At 34.2% G+C, this 23,775-nt stretch carries 18 protein-coding genes; 5 read left to right on the plus strand and 13 right to left on the minus strand.

Annotated elements, in window-relative coordinates; genetic code table 11:
* Window positions 1-15: 15 nt before the first annotated feature.
* Genes OLM57_RS17600 through OLM57_RS17610 form a run of 3 tightly spaced genes read left to right on the plus strand, consistent with a single transcriptional unit; the run spans window position 16 to window position 2,294 of the window.
* Window positions 16-1,269, plus strand: a complete 1,254-nt coding sequence (locus OLM57_RS17600) for a dihydroorotase (protein ID WP_264564995.1) — start codon at window positions 16-18, stop codon at window positions 1,267-1,269.
* Window positions 1,270-1,274: 5 nt separating this feature from the next.
* Entirely contained in the window at window positions 1,275-1,601 is a 327-nt protein-coding gene (locus OLM57_RS17605; RefSeq protein ID WP_219316580.1) for a hypothetical protein, read from the plus strand.
* Window positions 1,602-1,646: 45 nt separating this feature from the next.
* Window positions 1,647-2,294: an alpha/beta hydrolase gene (locus tag OLM57_RS17610; protein ID WP_264564996.1), complete on the plus strand. Its 648-nt coding sequence runs from the start codon at window positions 1,647-1,649 to the stop codon at window positions 2,292-2,294.
* 115 nt (window positions 2,295-2,409) lie between these two features.
* Here the strand turns inward: OLM57_RS17610 and OLM57_RS17615 are convergent, their stop codons facing one another.
* Together OLM57_RS17615 and OLM57_RS17620 are read right to left on the minus strand one after the other, a co-directional pair.
* Entirely contained in the window at window positions 2,410-2,910 is a 501-nt protein-coding gene (locus OLM57_RS17615; RefSeq protein WP_264564997.1) for a hypothetical protein, read from the minus strand.
* Between the two features lie 11 nt (window positions 2,911-2,921).
* Window positions 2,922-3,686, minus strand: a complete 765-nt coding sequence (locus tag OLM57_RS17620) for an MBL fold metallo-hydrolase (RefSeq protein ID WP_264564998.1) — start codon at window positions 3,684-3,686, stop codon at window positions 2,922-2,924.
* A gap of 99 nt (window positions 3,687-3,785) precedes the next feature.
* Here OLM57_RS17620 and OLM57_RS17625 point away from each other — a divergent pair, with 99 nt between their 5' ends.
* Window positions 3,786-5,249: a TonB-dependent receptor gene (locus OLM57_RS17625; protein WP_264564999.1), complete on the plus strand. Its 1,464-nt coding sequence runs from the start codon at window positions 3,786-3,788 to the stop codon at window positions 5,247-5,249.
* Between the two features lie 102 nt (window positions 5,250-5,351).
* On the opposite strand, the gene bcp is transcribed toward OLM57_RS17625, so the two are convergent.
* Window positions 5,352-5,804, minus strand: coding sequence for a thioredoxin-dependent thiol peroxidase (gene bcp, locus OLM57_RS17630; RefSeq protein WP_264565000.1), 453 nt, complete (start codon window positions 5,802-5,804; stop codon window positions 5,352-5,354).
* 107 nt (window positions 5,805-5,911) lie between these two features.
* Here bcp and OLM57_RS17635 point away from each other — a divergent pair, with 107 nt between their 5' ends.
* A complete protein-coding gene (locus OLM57_RS17635) occupies window positions 5,912-6,568 on the plus strand; it encodes an endonuclease III domain-containing protein (RefSeq protein ID WP_264566925.1) in 657 nt (218 codons plus the stop codon).
* Between the two features lie 102 nt (window positions 6,569-6,670).
* Here the strand turns inward: OLM57_RS17635 and OLM57_RS17640 are convergent, their stop codons facing one another.
* The 10 genes from OLM57_RS17640 to OLM57_RS17685 form a co-directional block, all read right to left on the minus strand.
* The gene (locus OLM57_RS17640) at window positions 6,671-6,814 is read right to left on the minus strand and encodes a hypothetical protein (RefSeq protein WP_264565001.1); all 144 of its coding nucleotides are present in this window, start codon (window positions 6,812-6,814) and stop codon (window positions 6,671-6,673) included.
* Between the two features lie 52 nt (window positions 6,815-6,866).
* A complete protein-coding gene (locus OLM57_RS17645) occupies window positions 6,867-7,451 on the minus strand; it encodes an RNA polymerase sigma factor (protein WP_264565002.1) in 585 nt (194 codons plus the stop codon).
* Between the two features lie 508 nt (window positions 7,452-7,959).
* Window positions 7,960-9,411, minus strand: a complete 1,452-nt coding sequence (locus OLM57_RS17650; protein WP_264565003.1) for an MFS transporter — start codon at window positions 9,409-9,411, stop codon at window positions 7,960-7,962.
* A 158-nt stretch (window positions 9,412-9,569) separates the two neighbouring features.
* Window positions 9,570-10,844, minus strand: coding sequence for a glycosyl hydrolase family 17 (locus tag OLM57_RS17655; RefSeq protein WP_264565004.1), 1,275 nt, complete (start codon window positions 10,842-10,844; stop codon window positions 9,570-9,572).
* Window positions 10,845-10,851: 7 nt separating this feature from the next.
* Window positions 10,852-14,247 carry a hypothetical protein gene (locus OLM57_RS17660; protein ID WP_264565005.1) on the minus strand — a complete coding sequence of 1,132 codons (3,396 nt, stop codon included), beginning with the start codon at window positions 14,245-14,247 and terminating at the stop codon, window positions 10,852-10,854.
* A gap of 55 nt (window positions 14,248-14,302) precedes the next feature.
* Window positions 14,303-15,562, minus strand: coding sequence for a glycoside hydrolase family 2 TIM barrel-domain containing protein (locus OLM57_RS17665; RefSeq protein WP_264565006.1), 1,260 nt, complete (start codon window positions 15,560-15,562; stop codon window positions 14,303-14,305).
* A gap of 266 nt (window positions 15,563-15,828) precedes the next feature.
* The gene (locus OLM57_RS17670) at window positions 15,829-17,475 is read right to left on the minus strand and encodes a glycoside hydrolase family 16 protein (RefSeq protein WP_264565007.1); all 1,647 of its coding nucleotides are present in this window, start codon (window positions 17,473-17,475) and stop codon (window positions 15,829-15,831) included.
* A 12-nt stretch (window positions 17,476-17,487) separates the two neighbouring features.
* Entirely contained in the window at window positions 17,488-19,116 is a 1,629-nt protein-coding gene (locus OLM57_RS17675) for a hypothetical protein (RefSeq protein WP_264565008.1), read from the minus strand.
* A gap of 12 nt (window positions 19,117-19,128) precedes the next feature.
* Entirely contained in the window at window positions 19,129-20,607 is a 1,479-nt protein-coding gene (locus OLM57_RS17680; protein ID WP_264565009.1) for a RagB/SusD family nutrient uptake outer membrane protein, read from the minus strand.
* Window positions 20,608-20,617: 10 nt separating this feature from the next.
* Window positions 20,618-23,662, minus strand: a complete 3,045-nt coding sequence (locus OLM57_RS17685; RefSeq protein WP_264565010.1) for a SusC/RagA family TonB-linked outer membrane protein — start codon at window positions 23,660-23,662, stop codon at window positions 20,618-20,620.
* Window positions 23,663-23,775 lie beyond the last annotated feature (113 nt).

Raw genomic sequence — 23,775 nt, forward strand, 5'->3', positions numbered from 1 at the left:
AACGACACCAAACACATGAAAATAATCATCCGAAGCGCCAAAATTATCGATTCAAAAAGTCCTTTTCACAATCAGACTATAGATCTTTTAATTGTTGATGGTTTTATAAAAAAAATTGGAAAATCACTTCCCAATCCAGATAAAATCGAAGAACTAAAGCTAGACAATCTTCATGTTTCGCAAGGATGGTTTGACAGCAGTGTTTCCCTTGGAGAACCTGGTTTTGAAGACCGGGAAACCATAGCAAATGGACTGGAAGTTGCTGCCAAAAGCGGTTTTACAGCTATTGCATTGCAACCCAACTCTTTTCCAATCATAGATAACCAAGCACAGGTTAATTTTGTAAAAAACAAAGCCAATGGTTTTGCTACACAACTTTTTCCAATTGGAGCTTTAACCAAAGAAAGTGATGGTAAAGACATGGCTGAATTGTTCGATATGAAAAATTCTGGAGCAGTAGCTTTTGGCGATTACACCAAAAATTTGGACAATGCCAATTTGCTAAAAATAGCTTTGCAATACGTACAAGATTTTGACGGATTGGTAATCGCTTTTGCTCAAGATGACAAAATAAAAGGAAATGGAGTTGCTAACGAAGGGGTAGTTTCCACTCGATTGGGTCTAAAAGGCATTCCAGATTTGGCCGAAGAAATACAAATTGCCAGAAACTTGTTTTTGTTGGAATACACGGGAGGTAAAATGCATATTCCAACTATTTCTTCAGCAAAATCAGTGCAATTGATTAAAGAAGCTAAAGCGAAAGGATTGAATGTTACTTGTAGCGCAACCGTTCATCATTTGGTATTGACAGATGAGAAATTAGAAGGATTTGACACCCGTTATAAAGTCACTCCCCCATTAAAAACAGAAAGTGATAGACAAGCATTGATCAATGGAATTTTGGACGGAACCATCGATTTAATCACGTCCGATCATAATCCGATCGACATAGAACACAAAAAAATGGAATTTGATTTGGCAAAAAATGGAACAATCGGACTCGAAAGTGCATTTGGCGCTTTGATGACTGTACTTCCATTAGAAACGATAATCGATAAATTTACTATTGGAAAAGCTATTTTCAGTATCTCAAATCCAATTATTAGCGAAGGCGAAATTGCCAATATTACTTTATTCAATCCTGAAGGCGCTAGTGTTTTTACTAAAGAAAATATACTTTCTAAATCAAAAAATTCAGCATTTTTAGGCACCAATCTAAAAGGAAAAGTGTATGGTATTTTTAATCAGGGAAAATTAATTTTAGGATAAAAATAATGAACAACACAATAGAAGCTGGAAAAACTGCAGCCATTACAAGTTATATTTTAGGAATTGGTGTATTTATCGCTATGTCTATGAATAGTGAAGACAAAAATGAATTTGCTTCCTTTCATATCCGTCAGGGATTGGGGCTTACGCTTACCTTTATATCTTTAGGACTTATCATTAGCAATTTTGACAGTTTGATGATTTCAGCACCAATGTGGATTTTTATTTCGGTCTTATGGTCTTACGGAATTTTTAGTGCCATAAAAGGCGAGACAAAACCGGTTCCATTACTTGGGGAATATTATCAAAAATGGCTTAAAAGCATTTCTTAAATAAAAAAATCTGAATTCTAAAATTCGAATTCTAAAATATAAAAAATGAATCTATCCCTAGAATATAAAATAAGAGAACCCAAAGTTATTCTTGACAAGTATCCATTATTATTATTACTTCATGGTTATGGCAGCAACGAAGCCGATTTGTTTTCGTTTGCACCAGAATTACCAGAGGAATATTATATTGTATCAGCCCGCGCACCTTACGATCTTCAGTACGGAAGTTATGCTTGGTACGCCATCAATTTTGATGCTGACCAAAACAAATTTTCAGACAACGATCAAGCGCGTATTTCAAAAGACAAAATTGCAAATTTTATTGACGAATTGATTGCAAATTATCCTATTGATGCCGATGATGTCAACTTGATTGGTTTCAGTCAAGGTTCAATTTTGAGTTATGCAGTGGCACTTTCATATCCAGAAAAAATCAATAAAGTAGTAGCGATGAGCGGTTATCTCAATTTGGAAATTGCATCCGAAGATTACTTAAAAAACAATCTCAGCAAACTTAAAATATTTGCATCCCACGGTACTGTAGACCAAGTTATACCTGTGGATTGGGCCAGAAAAACACCTGCAATTTTAGAAAAATTAGGCATTGCAATCACCTACAAAGAATACCCTGTCGGTCACGGTGTAGCTCCGCAAAATTTTTATGATTTAAAGAATTGGCTTATTGAAAAATAGTGTTAAGTGTTCAGTTTTTAATATTCAGTTCTTTACATACGCAAAAACTAAAAAATAATCTTTTTTTTACAAAGCCTTTATAAACTGAACACTAAAAACTGAACACCGAACACTCCTATTTCTGATATATAACAGACTGATTTACTTCAAAAGAAACGCTTTCGTCTTCGTTGATAAAATATTTCAATAATACTTCGCCCCAATATTCTCCATCACTAAAATCAGCAATAATCCAACGGTGATTCAGCACTTTTACTTTGTTGATTGAAAATTTAGTGGCTCCCAATTGGACTTGTCCGGTATATGGGTTCCCTTTTGGATTAGCATTCAAATCCAATAACTGACCTGTAACGTATGGAATTAAGGTAGCATAATTCCTGATTTTATCAGACTTAGCCGACTCAAAATAATTTTGGGCATTTTCATTTTTTTCCAATGAAAAATAATCAACGTCAGACAATTGATTGGTCAGTGATTTTATACTGTCTCTTAATTTTGTTGTCGTCTTTTTATACTTTTCCTGTTCAAAATTGACTTCTTTGCTCAAAAACATATAGGTATAGACATTAAAAACCAAAGACAAAATTAATGCATACAGAAGGAGTGATTTTTTCATTTATTATAAAATTATATTGAGATTTCTAAATTATCGTAAGCTAAATATACATTTTCTGGCAAGTTTTTTTGAACCACCTCGTGAAACCCCAGCATATGACTGATGTGTGTAAGATAGGCTTTATCGGGTTTTAGCAAAGCTATAAAATCTAGTGCTTCCTGCAAATTAAAATGCGTATTGTGAGGTTGTTCCCTTAATGCGTTTACCACCAGTACTTTTAAATTTTTCAACTTTAATATTTCAGCATTTTCAATAGTCTTTACATCCGTCAAATAAGCAAAATCATCAATTCTAAATCCAAAAACCTGTAGATCACCATGCATTACATTTATAGGAATAGCAATTTTATTGCCAATAGGAAAAGGAACATTATTTTTAATTTCAATGGTTTTTACAGAGGGCGCACCGGGATATTTATTGACTGTTTCAAATATGTAATCAAATCGTTTTTCGATATTGACAAGTACCCTTTTGTGAGCGTATATAGGAATTGCTCCCTGTCTAAAATTAAACGGACGAATATCATCCAGACCTGCGGTATGATCGGCATGTTCGTGAGTAAATAAGATTCCGTCTACTTTTCTACAATTGGAAGCCAACATTTGTTGTCTAAAATCAGGTCCGCAATCGATAACGTAAGAATGGTCTTTCCATGAAATCCAAACCGAAACTCGGAGCCTTTTGTCCTTAGAATCAGCACTTTTACATACTTCATGATCACTCCCAATAATCGGAATCCCTTGGGATGTACCTGTACCTAAAAAATATACCTTCAATTGCGTTTCTTTTTTTTACAAAAATAGGATTAATTCTCTTTCATTAGAAGCCGAATTAATTAACTTTGTAACATAATCGCCGAATTTAAACCAAAAAAAATGGAAGCCCAAAAGATAAAACTAAAAGGAGACAAAGTTATCGAGCAAATTCCTTCTATCAAGGACAAAGCACTTCGTATTAATTTGAACGAAAATATCTATGGAACATTTGCTGAAATTGGAGCTGGTCAAGAAACAGTAAGACATTTTTTTAGATCAGGCGGTTCGTCCGGAACAATTGCAAAAGCAATGTCTGCCTATGATAAAGACTTTAGTGATGCAGTTTATGGCATAGAAGAAGACGGCCGTTATGTTACCGAAAGCCGTCTTAAAAAGATGCTTACTTTTGAAGGGGAATTGATTGAAGAACGATTAAGCAGAACCAAGCATCCCAACAAAATGTTTTTCAGTTATGCCAATACTGTTGCAACGATTGACTTTGCCAAGCAGTTCAAAGGTCATGGTTGGGTAGGCATTCGATACCAATTGGACCCAACAGAAGCTTATAACGAAATTATTATACACATACGTTTCAAAGAAACCGATTCCAGATTACAACAAGAAACTTTGGGTGTATTGGGAGTTAATTTAATTTATGGTGCTTTTTATAAATACAATGACCCTAAAAAATTATTGCGTTACTTATACGATCACTTAGACAAAGACCAACTGGAAATTGACACAATTAATTTCTCAGGTCCACGTTTTGCTGATGTAGACAACCGATTAATGAGTTTACAATTGGTAAAAAATGGCATGACCGATGCGGTAATGTTCAATCCTGAAGGCAAAAACATACTTCCTGCGGCTATTTTATATAAGAAAAATATACTCGCTTTTAGAGGTAGCTTCCGTCCGGTTACCAAAGTAAACATGGATATGTACAAGGAATCCCTAAAAATGTTTTTGGAGGAAAATAAAGTCGAGAAAGAAAACACCTTAGTGATTTTTGAAATTACATTATCCAATTTACGCTCGGATGGAGAGATTGATGAAAGAGATTTTATGGATCGGGCTGAATTACTATGCTCTTTGGGGCAAACAGTTATGATTTCCAATTTCCAAGAATATTATAAAGTGGTTGAATACTTCTCTAATTATACCAAAGCCCGAATGGGTCTTGCTATGGGAGTAAACAATCTGGTTGATATTTTTGACGAAAAATATTACCGCCATTTGAGTGGTGGAATCCTAGAAGCTTTTGGAAAATTATTCTATCGAGATATGAAAGTTTTCCTATATCCAATGCTAGGCGAAGATGGCGAAACCATAACTTCAGAAAATCTAAAAGTACATCCTAGAATGAAAGAATTATACAAATTCTTTAAATTCAATGGGAAAGTTGTTGATATTGAAGATTATAACCCAGAGATTCTAGAAGTTTTCTCCCGCGAAGTCTTAAAAATGATCAGTGAAGGAAAACCAGGCTGGGAACCGATGTTACCACCAGGTGTACCGGAAATCATTAAAGAAAAATGCCTTTTTGGATATCAAGCCAACCCGCTTTTAGAAGCTAGCAAGTAATAGCATTTATGCCAAGAAAGGTGATATTAAAAAAAATCCAGAAAAGACAAATTCTCTTTTCTGGATTTTTTGTTTTTGAAACATATTAGAAATCTATTTAGCTTACTTTAATATCTGATCAGCATGTGCTTTGGTTTTTACTTCTGAAATAACATCGATTATGATCCCGTTTTCATCTATTACAAAGGTGGTTCTGTGAATACCATCATATTCTCTTCCCATAAACTTTTTTGGGCCCCAAACTCCGAACGCTGTAATAACCGACTTGTCTTCATCTGCCAGTAATGGAAAAGGGAAATCATATTTATCTTTGAATTTGGCTTGCGCTTTGGCACTATCGGCACTTACACCCAGAAGCGCATAATTGTTGCTTTGAAAACGTTCGAAATTATCTCTTAAATCACAGGCTTCGGCGGTACAACCTGGTGTAGATGCCTTTGGATAAAAGAAAACAACTAATTTTTTACCTTTATAATCAGATAATTGATGTGATTTTCCGTCTTGGTCAATTCCTGAAAATTGAGGTGCTTGATCTCCTATTTTTAATGTAGTCATGTTTTTTATATTTTGAATTATTAGATTCTTTGACTTTTTGACTTTTAAATTTTGCCATTGTCATTGTAATTGAAATTGCTTTTCTTTACATCTCAAATCTAATGAAAATGACCAAACAGCAACGCGTAACATTTGTTATAAATACGTTAAAAGAAATATATCCTACAATCCCTATTCCGTTGAACCATAAAGATCCTTACACTTTACTAATTGCGGTTTTACTTTCGGCTCAATGTACTGATGTTCGTGTCAATCAAATTACGCCATTGCTTTTTGCCAAGGCCGATAATCCGTATGATATGATTAAAATGTCTGTGGAGGAAATCAAAGAAATCATTCGCCCTTGTGGATTATCTCCAATGAAATCGAAGGGAATTCATGGATTGTCACAAATTTTGATTGAGAAACACAATGGTCAAGTGCCCCAAAGTTTTGAATATCTGGAAGAATTACCTGCAGTAGGTCACAAAACGGCAAGTGTTGTGATGTCGCAAGCTTTTGGTGTTCCGGCATTTCCTGTAGATACCCATATTCATCGATTGATGTACCGCTGGAATTTGACGAATGGCAAAAACGTAGTTCAAACTGAAAAAGATGCCAAACGCATTTTCCCTGAAGAATTATGGAATGATTTACACCTTCAAATTATTTGGTACGGACGGGAGTATTCGCCTGCTCGTGGTTGGGATTTGGAGAAAGATATTATCACCAGGACTATCGGTAGAAAATCGGTTTTGGAAACTTATGCAAGAAAACGAATCTGATATAAACAGTAAATTTCACTAATCTTCTTATGAAAATTAGTGAAATTTGTTGTTGAAGTAAAGCATTTACAAACTTTAAATTACTTTTATAAAGAAGTGCAATTAATTGACTATAATTTCAAAAAACTTTTCCTCTGTTTTTACAATTTTCAATGCTTTAGAGTAGTTTAATAAAAAAGACACCACTTCTTTATCTGGTTTCATTTTTTTAGTAATTTTCAACGCTTTTGAGTAATTCTTTTCCATATGAAGTATAAAATTTATTTTATATTACAACGGAAGAATTTTCTATTTATTATTAATTCGTCAAAACAATTTGATGCTTGTCAATAATTTTACGCATATTCATTAATGCATATCTCATTCTACCCAATGCAGTATTGATACTTACACCTGTCAATTCAGAAATTTCTTTAAAACTCATATCTTGATACATGCGCATTACCAAAACTTCTTTTTGGTCAGCTGGTAAACCTTCGATAATTTTTCTGATATCAATTTCTACCTGATCTGCAATAATTTTATTTTCGATGGTAAGAGAATCATCAGACATTACAGAAAAGATAGAAAATTCTTCTGTCTCTCTATATAACGGCATTTTTTTTGATTTTCGAAAATGATCTATTATTAGATTATGAGCTATTCTCATAATCCAAGGTAAAAACTTACCTTCCTCGTTATACGAACTGGTTTTTAAAGTTTTTATCACTTTAATAAATGTATCCTGAAAGATATCATTAGAGATGTCCTTATCTGAAATTTTTGAATAAATAAATCCATAAATTTTAGATTCATGTCTCTTGATTAGTGTAGCCAATGCACTTTCGTCACCGGCAACATAATCCTTTACCAACAAAGCGTCTGATTTTTGTAAATTAGCCATAACAATTCCTTTTAGATTTAATTAGGTTTGGGGGAAATCTTCTAAAAAGTAATTTTAATGTATAGGCTTTTGTTTTTTATAGGTTTATTAATTGCCAAATTTAACAATAATTTATAATGCAGCAAGAAAAAAGTTCATAAATATCATTTTGTTTTTAAACTTCAATAAAAAACCTCTAAAAATGATTCAACTTTTAGCTTCCTTCGAATATTCATCTCTTTTACTCCTTTAATAGCAATAATCAAGGTAAAGCATGAGTTCTTTTTGCCATAGTCTCCTCATGCTCTTACATTTATTTTTTATTTTTATATACATCCAATTAGAAAAAACATATCGTTTCTATTTTTTGAAAAACTAAAATTACTGCTTAATTCTTTAAATAGCAGCATTTTGTCAAATTGTTTCATCTAAGTAAAATCATTAGAGTACCCGAACTTTTTTAAGTTTGCATAATAGTACTGATTTAATAAAAACAACATTCCTTGTAGCTAAAAATTAAGATATAAACCTACAAAATAGCAGAAACAACCACTAGATTTTCCTCTTTTCGGGTGGCTAATTCAACTTTAATTTGCTTAGCTTTTTCTTCAGTTAAGTCATAATTTCTCATTATCCACATGGCAATCAAAGTACCTAAAATTGGTATTCCCGAATAAAAAAGCCTCAAACCAGTAATTGCACCTTCTGATTGAGTTGCAGCATCTGTATTGAACCCAACCAAAGACATAATAACTCCTGTTAATAATCCCGCAATAGCAAAGCCAAACTTTACCATCCACCAGTAAATGGCTCCAAAGATTCCTTCTCTTCGTTTTCCTGAAGTCAACTCATCCATATCGCAAACATCTGCGGTCATAGACATCATCAGTGTAAACAAGCTACCAATACCAAAAGAAAAGAAAGGCAATGCGAATAAAAACATATAAGGTTTACCTGGTATGAATAGAAACCATAACAATATGTAGCCAAAAACAGATATTCCCTGACAGATTAAAAAAGCATTCTTCTTACCTAATTTTTTAGACATTCTAGCCACTATCGGTATTACTAAAAATGTAGTTGACAAAGCTCCAACACAGCCAAAAAGCGTTGGCCAAATACCTGCAGCTTCTGTACTTCCATTAAAAAGATAATAAACAACGATAAAAAATGAAAAGGCAGCAACGGTATTAAAAGCATTAAAAATCAAGAAAGTGGCAATACAAAGTTTTCTAAAAGGTTTACTGCTAAAAGCCTCTTTGAAACTTTTAAAAATTTCTTTTAAACTACCTCCTATTGTACTAAATGTTAATGGAGCAAAACTATTTTCACCTTTTGTTGATTTACTGGTAATAAAAATTGCAGGAATCATAGCCAATATCATACACGAAACCCCTACCCAAACTGCCAAAGTTCTAGTTGCTGTATCTGCATTTGGAAACCAACTTGGGTCATACATAACCACCCAAAACCAAGGAGCGATTACCCACGCCCATTGCCCAATCCATTGTGAAATTGCCATAATATTGGTTCTCTCATGAAAATCATCACTCATTTCATACCCCATGGCTACATAAGGAACACTAAAAATGGACAAGCCTAAATAAAATACAAAAGACCAAAAAAGAAAGAATATAAAATTATAATCCAATCCATTTTCTCTATATAATTGCCACATTACAACAAAGGAAACCCCCATAATAATGGCTCCAATAAAAACATAATGACGTCTTCTTCCCCATTTAGAGCGGGTATTGTCTGATATAAATCCCATAATCGGATCAATAAAAGCATCAAATATTCTAGGCAGAAAAAACAAAATTCCCCACATCCAAGCTGGAAAACCTAAATCCTGCACCAATACTACCATAAAAATACCGAGAGCTGCAGGAAACATTTGATTCGCTAACATGCCTAATCCAAAGGCAATTTTTTGACCCATTGGAACCATTTTTTTGGGATTTACATTAATACTTTCCATATTTTGAGAATTTTGGTTATTATAATTATTATTTATTTTTTAAAAACTAGAGATTACAATTTTTTGTATTTTTTTGATCGGGTCTATTTATTTTAGCACAATTATGAATTTTGTTTTTGTGTTTTGTACTAAAAATAAATAGCAAAAATTATTATGAATTAAAACTTATCATTATTAGTTACTTTTTTTAATACTGCAGCAGGAGTTTTAACATCCAACCACAACAATTCTTCGTTTCCATTATATGTTTTTGTAATTGGTTTTCCGTCACGAGTTAAACCTTTAAAAATGCCTTTGTCAACCATTTCCCAAAGCGCATATTTTGCCCGAACTTGAAGATTGATTAAACCAAAATGATTTTCAGAACCCAATATATTTTTATCTTTCCACTGCTCATCAAAAGCCTCGAAGTAGAAAAGAGACATTTTCTCTTTGTTTGTCCATTCTCTCATGAGTTTATAATAAACTGCCGATTTGTATTCGTCTGTTGCTTTTGAACCTGATTCTCCGTAAAACTCATTAGATTCAGTAGCCCAGCCAGTTTCACCAATGTGAATGGGCTTATTTACACCCAAAGATTTCATGTAATTCAAAACACCATTGTATTGAGCAATGCTATAATCTCTTGCTCGAATCATTGCTGCATTAACTTTTTCACGTTCTGACAGCTGTGATTCATCTTCTAAAATCCCCCAAAATTGAGGGTTGTAATGCGTGTCATGCATAGGATACGAATGCATTGAAATATAATCGACTGCTTTTATGAGTTGATTCAAATCTTCAACATGGTATTCATTGCTCCCACCACCCCAAGAAGCAAAATTATCGGAGCTTGTTATCCATACCTCTTTGCCTAATTTTTGCTGTTTCTTTAAATCTTGCAAATAATTTACCCATTTCAATATAATACTTGGTTCGACATAATACGCCCATGCCCATTTTACCATTGCTTCATTTCCGACAGAAATAATCTTTACGATATCAGGATATTCATTTGCTAATTTTACAGCTTCGGCAATTTCTATTGGATTGCGTTCACTGTCTTCATTTCGGATAAGCGGATTTGATGTCCAAGAATTTTTACAATCAATCCATACTCCTAACATTACATACATTTCAAAATTTGGATTCTCTTTCTTTACTATTCTTATCGCTTTCAATAAATTAGAAATTTCAGTATGATGCACATTATAAGTTCGAAGCACTTTGATATTCATTGCCGAAAGGATTCTTAAATCATCTGTTATTTGAGAAACGGTAGGTTCAATATCCCTGGTTTTGTCTCTATAGCCTCCATAGCACATGGCCAGATAATTGGGATTTCCTAAAATTTTCTCGGCAGTTATTTCGGCAGGCACGGAATTCATGCTCTTGCAATTGCTAAACAAAACAGACATTAGCAATAGTACCAATAAGACTTTGATTTTCTTCATCTTACTATCAATTAATAGAAACTGTTACTTGAGTGATTTCCCCTGTACGGTTGAATATTTTTTGACTGTTTTCATGATTCAAAGTCAAAGTGGAAACAGTTTCGGTTTTACCATCTTTGTATTTCACTTCAACTTGATTCGCATTTCCTTTTTTATAAACAATTGGCACCTGAGAAACTGTAAATGCTAGACTTCCTCTATCTAAAGTTATTGAATAAGGTTTGTTGCCAAAATCAATAAAACTCACGATTTCCTCTTGTTGCAAAAATTGATTTTCATTTAGTAAAGTAGGCTCAAATGAAAGTTGACCATTTTTTATTTTCACACCCAATTCGCCTTTTCGAGTTAAAACATCTTCTTTAACTTGTCCCGTCATTCCTGGCTGTTGCGCGCCTCTATGCGAAGGAGTATGCGAGTAGGGATCCGTTGGAAATGCACCATATACTTCTGGAGATTTATGTACGCCAATACCGTCACCAATTGCAGCATAATGTTTAGACAATTCTAGAATTACAGTATCATCAGCATTATCTGCATGCGCTTTTTCGATTACTTCTTGTACTGCCAAATGCAGTTTGGAAACCATGTGCCAGTAAATAGAACCTAAGCCCTCATAACCAAAGAATGTCCCGGATCTTCCTGTAAAAGCCTTGTGATTGAATACATCTTCAAATATTTGAAGAATTTCATCTGCTTCTTTTTTGGCTAAAACTTGATATTCTTCTTCATTTTCAAGTTGAACCAAAGCCGCTTTTAAGTCATTTGCATTGTGGAAGTTTCCATTAAAATGATAATCTCCTTTTACATCTCTATTTATAATTGCATTATTTGAAGTCGCAATTAATTTTGTCAATAAAATAGATTTTTCAACACTTGCTTTAGGAATATTATTTTTTTCTAAGAATTTTGGCAATTCTTTGTTTGGATACAAAATATAACTATTTTGATCTGGACGATACAAAGCACTATTTCTTAAAGCATCTATTATTTCCAATGAAGCTTTTGCATCCAAATATCCTGAACTCAAAACAGCTACCTGACCTTCGAGCATTTCACTCAGGTACGAAACAATTACTCCATCATTGTCAACAGACATTAAATTATAAGCGTGATACAATTTATCTGGTCTTTGATTGGCTTGAATTGAATGATCAATGTACGCTAAACTTACTTTTGCAAATTGTTTCAAACTATCAATTGACAAAGCTCTCTTTTTGTCTGAGAATCCATTTTTATAAATATTCAATCTGTATTCTGAAGCTGCTAAGCCTAATTGATCTAGAATCTTCTTGCGTCTTTTATCGTCTATTTTACCCGAAAGCACACTCTCATTTCCTAACAAACATTCTCGGATACTATGGTAAAAACCAACCATTTCGGTCGAAATACTTACATTCTCTAATGTAGAATTTTCCAGTATATTTTGAAAAGTTTTTAAAAACCTGCGCAAATAATAAAGTGTAACCATAGACACTCCATTTCCTACCAAAGCATTATTGGCATCATTCCATTCTGGTCTTTGGGTGTTCATCCAAATCCCGCCTTCTGGGATAAAGTTTGACATTTTGGCCAAAACTGTTGCTAAAATTTTTTCGATAAAATTTACATGATAAATTTCATTGTTTGCATTAACGATCAATGCGCCATCAGCACCAATTTTGGCTCTCTGTTCATTTATTTTTTTCTCCCAAACATAATTGTATTCTATAGTATCTTTTGGATTTTTCAAGATCTCTTGATACGCTTTTATAGTGTAAGGAACAGCAGCATACACAAAACAATCTTTATCAAAATAAGAATTTAGCTTCCCAGGATAGTACTTTTCTATAAATTCTAAAAACTTCAATAAGTAAACAATTTGATGATCTCCCCAATAGCCAATATACGACCATGGATTATCATGTTCTATTGCTTCCCAATCAAAACCGCCTTTTGTTACGCGGTATGGGTTATAGCCATCAAACGTTGAAGCATTCAGGAATTTAGAAATCATTCCTTCAATAAAATTGGGATAAGCATAAGCTAAGGCTTCCCAGTTTTGAAAAATATCTCTCCAGTTTCCTTCGTAATCCAAAATTTTAGAATCGTCTATTTCACTACGAGTATTGATCGAAAATTTATTCCAAGGACGACTTGGATCTCCGTGTCTGCGACTAAACTTTAATGGCAAATATTCGGTACACAATCTTACTAAATCATTATCCGCTTCCTTTTCGATTAATTGAAGCAACTCGATATAAGAGAACTTCTCTTTTAAATTTTCGAAAAATACTTGATTTTTTTCAAACACCTCAGAATTTGCTTTGGCTACATATTGTGCAAAATCTTTTTTACCAATTTGATAATTTTCGTCAAAAATACCTCCACGCATTATATTGAAAAGCGTATTAGCAAAATGGCGAGTATCGATTAATTTATCAGCCGTAAATTGCAAACCATCAGCCCCTGCATTCAATGCAATTAAGTTTTGTTTGCCTAATTCTACATCATCAATAAGTTGTTTTTCCAGCGTTTTATCATGGAGTATTGACTGACACAACTGAATCACTTGAGATTGATTTTGATTAACATTGGCAATAATTTTCCAATCTTTAGAAGTGTTTTGAGGCAAATGCAACTCATTCGAAATAAAATAAGCACCTTTTTCGCCTTTTATATCCGTTTCTCCAGTTATTTTTTGCAACTTTCTAAAAGCAGGAAGTTGTTTTGAAGACAATAAATGAGTTGGATTATTCATTCCCAATGACCAAACAATATTAGCCTTTAGTGCTTCACTTGGCTCTGCTCTATCAACGATTATGGCGCTCAGAGCAAATATTCCCAAACCACTTTCAGTTTGCAATTCGCTTCTTTTATAGGCATCAACTAGATTACTGGTACTATTTTGTAAATCACTGCCTACTCCGTGTGGTATTATATTTTGTATGCCGTCTAAAACTGTAATATCATAGTCTTTATTAGCATTGTTTATAATCTCCGATTTTTTGACAAATCCAAAAAGGTTGCTAGAACTCCATTGGTATCTGAAAGTCAGTTGCAAATCGTTATGAATTTCTTCGAAGATGACTTTATTTCCGTAAAAGTTTTTATATAAATTTCTAGTTAAGTTATAATTTTCATTAAAACGTTCCGAAAAAGGTTCCCAAACCAATACTTTGTCTTCTAAATGAATTTGAAATATCGATTTACTTCCAGTAATATCTGCAAATTCGGTTATTTTATCATCTGTATAGTAAGGAAAAAGAGCAAATTCTGCGTTTTTTCTACCTGCTGTAAGTCCTCCATTACTTGAAATAAACAACCAATGATTGGAATCACTAACGATGCTCATAAAAAAAGGTCTTATTGAATCGTGGTTTTCGATTTTATAATATTTCTCTCCTTCTAATTCGACTATCTTCATGTTTTTATGCTTTTATATATTTTTATTTCGTGTTTTACAATTACTGTATTCTGCCTTATTTTGAAGTTTCAATTACTTTAATTTTATCAAAATTATTTTTTAGTTTCTCTAATGAATTGCTGTTAGTATATGGATTAAGCTGATGTACTTTTTTCAATATATAATAGGCCGATCTTGGTTGTAATTCATACATTCCGTTTTCTGTTGTTGGTCTTTTGGCACAAATGCCGAACCATTCTTCATTCATGTTATTTTTTCCTTTTTTAAAATCAAAAATGTAACCTCCGTTACCCCAAGATGCACTAGTATCATGGATGTCAAGATTTATAGTTTGTCCCGTTTTCCACCAACCATCGCTAAATTGAAAGGTAAAACCACCAATACAATTTCCGCTTTTGCCAACACCCGCAGCATTTTCATAAATTTCTTGCCAGTTTCCTTTTAGAATAGTTGCTTGTGCATTTTGATCTTCATTATTAGTTATGGCATTAAAAGCATCCGAACCAAATTCAGTAAACAAAATAGGTTTTGCATATTCTTTTTTCACCCTTTCAAACATATTGCCAAAAGAAATTCCGCGATACACATTGATTCCAAAAACATCAACATCTGGGCACTCTTTTGCTATCAGATCCAGAAAAAGAAGATCACCATTACAAATTGCAATTGGATGCGAATTATCTATTGTTTTCATGACAACGGCAGACTCATTTAACAATTGATACAAACCTTGAGCACGGGCAGTAGATTTTCGGTCTTGCACTGGAATATTCTCAGTTTCTGCGCCTTCCCAAAACAAACCGTAGTTGTTTTCATTACCCAATAAGAACAATAGCAACCCTTTGGTGTTTTTATAATCTGAGGCTAATTGTTTAACCTCTTTTAATAGTAATTCACGAGTACTAGGGTTTGAATATTCAGTATTAGCAACCCAAGCTCCGTTTATTAACAAACCATATCGTCCAAATGAATGATTGAGCATCGTATAAATGCCGTACTTATTATAAATATATTCAATCCATTTTTTGGGAATACCCGTGTAAACTCGAATGGTATTTACCCCCATATTTTTTAACAATGGCATTTCATTATCCAATGCTTTTTTGATCATTTCCTCTGGCTGTTCCCAAAGGATATAAGTGTAATTTTTGCCAATAGGGAAATAATCCCAATTCATGCCATTGACAATAAAATCTTGTCCGTTAACCTTGAGTTTAAATCCAGATTTATTTTGATCTATAGTAACCTTATCTGCTTGAGAATAAATAGTGGATGTACAATTCCAAAAGAGAAGTAAAAAAATAATTTTTCGCATATTTATATACTTAATTTGAACGTTTTTTAAAAATGAAAATCAGAATCTAAAAAACATTAAAATTTGTTTAATTGAGTGTTTAGAAAAAATATTAGTGTAGAATTCTATGGTTTTATACAATCTTAAATCTTTCTTGAAAATTAGAACTGAGGTTCGATAATTTCGTATTTTGGACTATAAATTGAGATTAACTTTATAAATACAATCAATGTGCAAGTAAGTTAGCCGGAGCCAACCTACTTACAATTGATGCATTTTATTATTTATTATTGATATACTTTTACATAATCAACCTCCATAGAAGATTGTGTAAAAGCAGGATCGATAGTCCCTCCAAGAGAACCTCCCATAGCTACATTCAAAATCATAAAGAAATTATTGTGAAATGGCAATGTAGTATCCGAATTGTCAAAAGTGAAGTACAAAGCACCGTCTAAATAGAATCGAATCGTTTTTGGTGACCAAATGGTTTTATAGATATGAAATTCGCTATTTGCGTTAGCGATTACTGTTGTTTTAACTGGAGCATCTCCTCCCGAATGACCAGAGTAGTGCAAAGCAGATTGTGTTTGCAGTGGTTTTGCACCAATAAATTCCATAAAATCAATTTCACCATTTGCTGGCCAAGCAACTGCTGCAGTACCTAATGCCCAAAAAGCAGGCCATGTTCCTGCCCCAGTTGGCATTTTGGCTTTCATTTCGATAGTACCGTATTTAAAATCATATAATCCTTGTGTTTTAATACGAGCCGAAGAATATTCAGCACCACCAGAAGCTTCTTTAATAGCAGTGATTATAAGGCTTCCTCCTTGAACTTTAACGTTTTTTGCAAGATTGGTGTAATTTTGTTTTTCATTATTACCCCAACCATTAGCACCAAGATCATACGTCCATTTTGTAGCATCAGGAGCTCCATCAGTATTAAATTCATCCGACCAAACTAGGTTGGTATAAACCGTATCATCTGCTGCAACAGGAGGTGAAGTAGTAAATATTTGATACCAAGCCAAACCAGCATTATTACCTTGTACAAAACGAACTACCATTCGGTTTTCTGTAATTGACAAAATCTCATATTGAGTAGCACCGGCATAATAACCCATAAAACCTCCGTCAGAAAAGTTCATTACTGTTCCTGTAGTTTCTTTTGCAGCATCAGGATTTTTGGAAACAAAGGATGTTGAAGGGCTTAAAGCTACTGTTTTGATTCCTGCAGTACTGTAAGGTAAGCATTGATCATCACCACCATTTGTGCCACCACCAACACTTTTGTAGGAATTTTGAAAAAAGGTATTTCCTTTGTTATCTTGTTTGTATTCTATTTTACCGTTTACCAAAGCAAAAGTATAAGTACCATCATAGAAACAAGAGGCCGATTTTTCAAAAGGGGCTGCTTGATAATAATTAGCATAATAATTTTTAGTAGGATCATTATCATTTTGTCCTACACCTAAATGTCCTTTTTCTGCAGCAGCAACATACCATATTTTACCAGTTGCAGTTCCGCCTGTAAGTAATGCAGTCGATTTTTCATCACTAAAATTACTCAGTACAGTCACATCTACAGTTGTATTGGTTGTAATACCGCCTCTTCCGGATGCAATAACAGTTACCGTATACGTATTGACACCTACAGTTGTAAAAAGATGTTCTGAAACACCACCAGGAGAATTCTCTGTAATTCCATCACCAAAAATGTATTTATACGAAATAGCATTATCTGCAGTGGTTGTAAATTTTACTTTCCCAGAACCATCTCCATTTGGAGTTTGATCTGTTTTTCCTATTACATCAACAGTTATTTTAAGATTAGAAGGCGCATCTAATGCCCCGAAAGAATAATTATCTTCCTGACAATTCACCATTAGCAGTAAACTAAAAATGGTTATTATATTTAAAACTATTTTTTTCATGTTCCTTTAATTTTAGAATTGTTTAATATCATCAAAATAATAAGTAGAACCAGTTCCAGCTACTCCAAAATCTGGGAATAATATTACTCTGTCATACGAATTTGCGGTATTGAAAGAAGCTGAACTGGTAAGATCGAAGGTCAATACTTCCCATGCATTGGCGACTGTTGAAGTTGCCTCTACTTCTACATTAATAGTTGGATTACCATTCCCGTCTTTAGGTGAAGTTGAATCTTCCATTTTGTACAAAATCTTAGCTCCAACTTTTGGAGACCAAACAGTAACTTTTACTTTGGTTCCTTTTGAAAAGTCTACTTTAGCATCTAAATTCAAACTTGCACCAGCCCATACTTGAGCACCTGAAAGTTTATCGATTTTTACCACTTTATTGGACACATTCAACCCAGTTTTATCAGGATTAACCACTACTGCTGCTGGAATTGGCCCAAAACTTGCATTACCAAAACCGGTCCAAGCATAAGTCAAAGTACTGGATTCAAAATCTAGAGGCAATTGAATAGTTTGTGCAGCAGAAGGTGTTTTATAGAAATAAATATTATCGATAAATACTGATCCGCCAGCCCATGGGGTGCCTACAAATTTCAATTGAAAAATATCGGCAACTGTTAATCCTTGACTTGTAAATGCCGAAATTGGAATATCAATACTCGTCCATTGATTGGCAGTAAGATCTTTTACAACTGGTTTTTCTCCATTGGTTTTACTAATCAAAGACGTTTCTATTTTTGCCAAATCGGCTGTCCAAACATCCATGTGAATGAATTCCATATTAGAAACATCAATAGTTGTGCCGTCTGCCAATGCAATTCCTTGGTAGCTCAAGTTAATATAATTCAACATTTTGTCACCATTCAAATCAAATTCAGCCCAACTACTGCCTTGACCTCCCTGTCCCCAATCCGGGAAATAATTAGTTCCGGGAACGTTTGTGTATTTTGATCCATAAATAGAAATCACATCAGCCGCTTGTCTGTTTGGAGGCGTTGGAGCCGAAGCGCTTGGCTTATTAACCAGCGTCACTGTAAAATCTTCCGTGTATTCGGTTGTTTTAATAGCAGCACTTTTGGAAACTACTCTGATTTTATATACTCCTGCCGCTTCATAAACATAAGAAACCGATGCTCCATTGTTTGCCGAAATAGGGTCTGGTTTACCTGCTTCTCCAAAATAAACATCATAGAATAACGCAAAATCGGCAGTTGCAGTAACCGTTACTTTTTTGGATACGGCTAGGTCATTTGTAATAACTACTTTTAAATTCTCTGGAGACTTAAATGAAACAACCACTTCTTGTGTTACTTCTGTGCTTTTTCCATTTAATGTCATTCCTATAATTTTTGCTTGGTAAACACCCTCGGCATATTTATGAGAAGTTGTTTGACCAGGCGCAACATTTGCAGGTTCTGTGGTACCATCTCCAAAATAGATTTGATATTGAGAGACACCTTCCCCTTTTGGCAAAAATGTCACATTACCTGTATTGTCCTGAGTTACGGTTGTTAATGCTGATATATTTGTTGGAGCTGCTATGGCATCCAAATCTACCGTGCTATTGTCTTCTGAACAACCCAATGCGATTGCCAGAACAAAAAGACTTATAATAAAATGTAATTTCTTCATAATAATAGTTTTTTAATATCCAGGGTTTTGACTCCAATTACCATTTGAAAATTGAATTTCCACTAAAGGTATTGGGAATAATTCATTTTTACCCACCACAAATCCATTGATTGCAGCAGCAGCTTTACCAGTGCGAACTAAATCGAAGAAACGAAATCCTTCTCCAACTAATTCTACTCTTCTTTCATTCCAAATCACATCAGTCAATGCAGCACCAACTGCAGTAACTCTATGATTAGTGTCACCAAAAGCTCGATCTCTCACTTGGTTCAAATACCCTAATGCTCTTACATCATTGATAGCACCACGATTAAGCGCCTCAGCAGCCATTAACAAAACATCGGCATAACGAATCGCTCTATAATTGTTTGGATTGGTTAAATTCAAATCACCTGCAGCCTGACCACTTCTTATTCTTGGAAGATACTTTTGATTAAAAAATCCTGTATCTTCATTTCCTTTGCCATATGTTGCATTATTTGCTGCAGCCCAAGTTGCGATATCCAATAAAGATGCCGGCAATCTCGTGTCTCCAACTTCAAAAGCATTATAAGTTTCCTGAGTGGGCACATTAAAACTAAAACCAGAAGTATATTTTGGTCCCGTATAATTTCTTACGCCACTGAATCCTACTGCTACGTTTCCTTCGCTACATTGCAAGCAACCAAAACCAGCTCCCTCAACATCGGTATATTGCACTTCGAAAATAGATTCTGGTCCATTTTCTCCCGCCATTTCAAAGATGGATGCATAGTCTGGAACCAAAGAATATTTTGAAGAAGCAATTACTTGTTCTAAGGCAGCAGCCGCTTCTGGAAACTTCCTTTGATACAAATAGGCTTTCCCTAATAAAGCAAGAGCAGCACCTTTGGTAGCTCTACCTGTTTGGGAAGCTGTAGGGGATAAATTTTCAGAAGCATAAATCAAGTCGGCTTCAATAGAGGCATATACCTCTGGAATAGAAGCACGAGGCACTGAAGTCTCATCACCAGGGGCAAATCTTTTATCTCCATTCAATGGAATTCCTCCAAACCATTTTACTAATTCAAAATGATAGTAGGCTCTAAGAAAACGTGTTTCTGCAATGACTTGTGTTTTTCCTGCAAAGTCAGTTTTGTCTTTAAATTCCAATATGTAATTTGCTCTTTGAACCCCTGCAAACATCCAATCCCACAAATTTTTAAGTTGATCGTTTGTTGGCGTTTGGGTCATATCGTCAATTTGCTGAAAGCCGATAACATCCGTAGGACTTTCTCCCCCTGCTAAGGTATTATCCGATGCTATTTCTCCCATTAAAACATTGATATAAGTAGATTGAAGTAAATCATAGGCTCCAATCAATGCTTTATCATAATCTGCTTCGGAATTGAAATAATTTTCGGAGTCTATAGAATATGCTATATCACGTTCCGTAAAATTATCGCTACATGAAACGAAAATTGCCGAGAACAGTGCGATACTTGCTACTGTAATAAATATATACTTTTTCATTTTTTACTAATTAAAAATTAACGTTTAAACCTAACAAATACGTTCTGGGGATTGGGTAGAAACCATAATCGATTCCGCCACCAATAGGAGCTCCACTAGAAGCACCTGGATCAAATCCTTTGTATTTTGTAAATGTGTATAGATTATTGGCTCCTATATAAACTCTTAGCTTAGTTAAACCAGCTTTAGCAAAATAATTAGGATCTACAGAATAACCTATTTGCATGTTTTGAATACGAACAAAAGAAGCATCTTCTACATAATAATCAGAGAAAACATTATTTGATGTTGCACTAGTTGTAACTCTTGGCACTGTATTGCTTGTTCCTTCACCAGTCCATCGATCCAGAACATAATCTAGACGATTTACATCTGAAAGCGTTCTTTCGTAATTTCTAACCATGTCATTTCCAATTGATGCATACGTAAATGCAACGAAATCGAAGTTTTTATAATCCAATTGAATATTAAAACCCATCGTAGTTGCCGCGATTGGACTACCAATATCGGTTCTGTCTGAAGTATTGATCACACCATCCCCGTTGATATCTACATAACGAATATCACCCGCTTGAGCAGCTGCGCCTAGTGCTACTTGAGATGGAGCAGCATCAACTTCGGCTTGATTTTGAAAAATACCATCCGTTTTATATCCATAGAAATATCCTATTGGTTTACCAACCTGCATTCTTGCCGGAGCTGGCTGCCCCACACTAAAAGCACCTCCTTCAATATAACCTGTCCCGTTATTTACAGCTGTAACTTCATTTTGAATAAAAGTAACATTATAACCCAAACTTAAAGTAAGATCATTAGAAAAAGTATTTTTATAATCTATTGCAAACTCAAAACCTGAGTTTTTAACATCCCCTGCGTTTATAGTTGGTGCACTTGCTCCCGGAGCAGCTGTACCAATAATACCGGAAACCGGAATGTTTGGAATCAATAAATCGGCTCTGGTATCAATAAAATAATCGGCTACAATATTGATTTTGCTGTCAAACATTTTCATATCCAAACCAACATCAAATTTCTGGGCTTCTTCCCATTTTAAATTTGGATTTGGAATTTGTCCCGTTGCTGTACCGTTTACAAGTGCACCATTAAAAACGTATGCTGCCTCACCAGTCAATAGTGAAACATATCCATTATTTGGAATTTGATCGTTTCCTAAAACACCGTAACTTCCTCTTAATTTCAAGAAATTTACAATTCCTGTGTCACCTCCAAAGAAACCTTCATCCGAAATAATCCAACCAGCAGTAGCCGATGGAAAATAAGCTATTCTATTATTTGGTCCAAATTTAGTAGATGAATCACGTCTCAACATGGCCGACAAAAGGTATTTTCCTTTATAATCGTATTGTGCTCTAGCAAAATAAGAAAGTCTTCTTTCGTCATAACTATACGAATTGTTTGGAGCTGTTGTTGGCATTCCATTCGCCAAATGAATATCGGCATAATCCCAAGAATTATAAGGAACATCAAAACCTGTAGCAAATAATCCGTTTCCAAATTCTTTAAAGACTGTTGTTCCCAACGTTCCAACAATATTATGATCGCCTATTTTTTTTGAATAAGTCCCGTATAAATCGAAAGAATAATTATTATCAAAAACAGCACTTTGAGTAACCGAACTTCTTAAAACATCAAATACTTTACCTCCGTAAGAAATTTGTTTGGCAAAATTTCTGGATTGTCCGCTTTGAGTATTAAAACCAAAAGCACCTGAAAGCACAAAAGCATTAGTAAACTTATAATCCAATCCTAAGTTTCCATTAAATTTTCTTAATTCATAATCATTGTATGTATTAGCAATTTGGGCTAATGGGTTAATAATTTCGATACCCAAACCTACGGTGCTCGGTACCAAAGAGTAATCTCCGGCACTGTCATACGGCAATTGAGTGGAAGGCACATTTAACGCATTAAACAAAACCGATCCCAAACCATTATCATTCAAAGTTTTTCTGGTTTGAAGTGTATAAATTACATTGGTTTTTAGTTTTAATTTATCCGTAACATCTGCACCCAAAGCTATTCTTCCTGTATTTCTAGAAAAACCAGATTTATCACCACCTACTATTCCTTGTTGATCCAAATGTGATCCACTAACAGAGTACGATATTTTTTCAGATCCTCCAGAGATAGATAAATCATAATTGATTATTGGGGCTTCTTGGAAAATTTCCTTTTGCCAATTCGTTCCATTTCCTAGTCCAGAAACGTTTGGATAAGGAAGTGCCTTTCCTCCATTTGCGTAGCTTTCATTAAGCAATAAAGCATATTCTGTTGCATTCAATAACGGTATAGTTCTACTTGTTTCTTGAATTCCGGTTGATGAATTAAAAGATATTTTGGCTTTAGAATTTCTTTTTCCCGATTTGGTGGTTACCAATATAATTCCGTTTGCACCAATAGTACCATAAATAGCTGCTTGGGCATCTTTAAGAACGGTAAGGGATTCTATATCACTTGGATTTAATGTACTCAAATCACCTTGATACCCATCAATAATTGCAGTTGGTTTGTTTTCGCCGTTGGTCGCAATACCACGAATTCGAACACTAATATCTGCTCCTGGAGCACCGCCAACAGTTGTTACTGTAACCCCAGTTACAGTCCCCTGTAAAGCTTGTTCAATTTTTATCGGTTGCAGTATTTCAATGGTTTTACTATTTACCACACTCACGGCACCAGTAACTTGTTTTTTCTTTACGTTTCCATATCCAATTACAACTACTTCGTTCAAAGTTTTTGCTTCGTCGTCCAATATTATAACAACATTAGTTTCTGCAGAGGTAACCTTATACTCTTGAGTTTTATATCCAACGTAAGTAAATACGAGTGTGGTTCCAGATGAAATACCTTTAATGGTAAATTTACCATCAAAATCGGTTGACATCGTATTGCCAGTATTCTTATCCTGAACATTTACACCATACAAGGGTAAACCCGAACCTTTTTCCTTTACAATTCCTTCAACATTGATTTTTTGGGCAAATCCAAAAGTTGAAAAAAGCAAAAAGATAATTAATAAATGATTTGACTTCATAATTCATAAGTTTTAGTTAGTGAATTACAAACTTATGAGGAAGCAACGACGATTGTATAAAAACAACCACAACAAAAAATATACAATTCAAAAAAACCAATATTAAATTATCA

It is taken from the genome of Flavobacterium sp. N3904 (genome assembly GCF_025947305.1).
Taxonomy (GTDB): Bacteria; Bacteroidota; Bacteroidia; order Flavobacteriales; family Flavobacteriaceae; genus Flavobacterium.

Coding starts and splice junctions, on each gene's coding strand:
- OLM57_RS17600 (WP_264564995.1), top strand. CDS start 16: ATGAAAATAATCATCCGAAGCGCCAAAATTATCGATTCAAAAAGTCCT.
- OLM57_RS17605 (WP_219316580.1), top strand. CDS start 1,275: ATGAACAACACAATAGAAGCTGGAAAAACTGCAGCCATTACAAGTTAT.
- OLM57_RS17610 (WP_264564996.1), top strand. CDS start 1,647: ATGAATCTATCCCTAGAATATAAAATAAGAGAACCCAAAGTTATTCTT.
- OLM57_RS17615 (WP_264564997.1), bottom strand. CDS start 2,910: ATGAAAAAATCACTCCTTCTGTATGCATTAATTTTGTCTTTGGTTTTT.
- OLM57_RS17625 (WP_264564999.1), top strand. CDS start 3,786: ATGGAAGCCCAAAAGATAAAACTAAAAGGAGACAAAGTTATCGAGCAA.
- bcp (WP_264565000.1), bottom strand. CDS start 5,804: ATGACTACATTAAAAATAGGAGATCAAGCACCTCAATTTTCAGGAATT.
- OLM57_RS17635 (WP_264566925.1), top strand. CDS start 5,912: ATGACCAAACAGCAACGCGTAACATTTGTTATAAATACGTTAAAAGAA.
- OLM57_RS17640 (WP_264565001.1), bottom strand. CDS start 6,814: ATGGAAAAGAATTACTCAAAAGCGTTGAAAATTACTAAAAAAATGAAA.
- OLM57_RS17645 (WP_264565002.1), bottom strand. CDS start 7,451: ATGGCTAATTTACAAAAATCAGACGCTTTGTTGGTAAAGGATTATGTT.
- OLM57_RS17650 (WP_264565003.1), bottom strand. CDS start 9,411: ATGGAAAGTATTAATGTAAATCCCAAAAAAATGGTTCCAATGGGTCAA.
- OLM57_RS17655 (WP_264565004.1), bottom strand. CDS start 10,844: ATGAAGAAAATCAAAGTCTTATTGGTACTATTGCTAATGTCTGTTTTG.
- OLM57_RS17660 (WP_264565005.1), bottom strand. CDS start 14,247: ATGAAGATAGTCGAATTAGAAGGAGAGAAATATTATAAAATCGAAAAC.
- OLM57_RS17665 (WP_264565006.1), bottom strand. CDS start 15,562: ATGCGAAAAATTATTTTTTTACTTCTCTTTTGGAATTGTACATCCACT.
- OLM57_RS17670 (WP_264565007.1), bottom strand. CDS start 17,475: ATGAAAAAAATAGTTTTAAATATAATAACCATTTTTAGTTTACTGCTA.
- OLM57_RS17675 (WP_264565008.1), bottom strand. CDS start 19,116: ATGAAGAAATTACATTTTATTATAAGTCTTTTTGTTCTGGCAATCGCA.
- OLM57_RS17680 (WP_264565009.1), bottom strand. CDS start 20,607: ATGAAAAAGTATATATTTATTACAGTAGCAAGTATCGCACTGTTCTCG.
- OLM57_RS17685 (WP_264565010.1), bottom strand. CDS start 23,662: ATGAAGTCAAATCATTTATTAATTATCTTTTTGCTTTTTTCAACTTTT.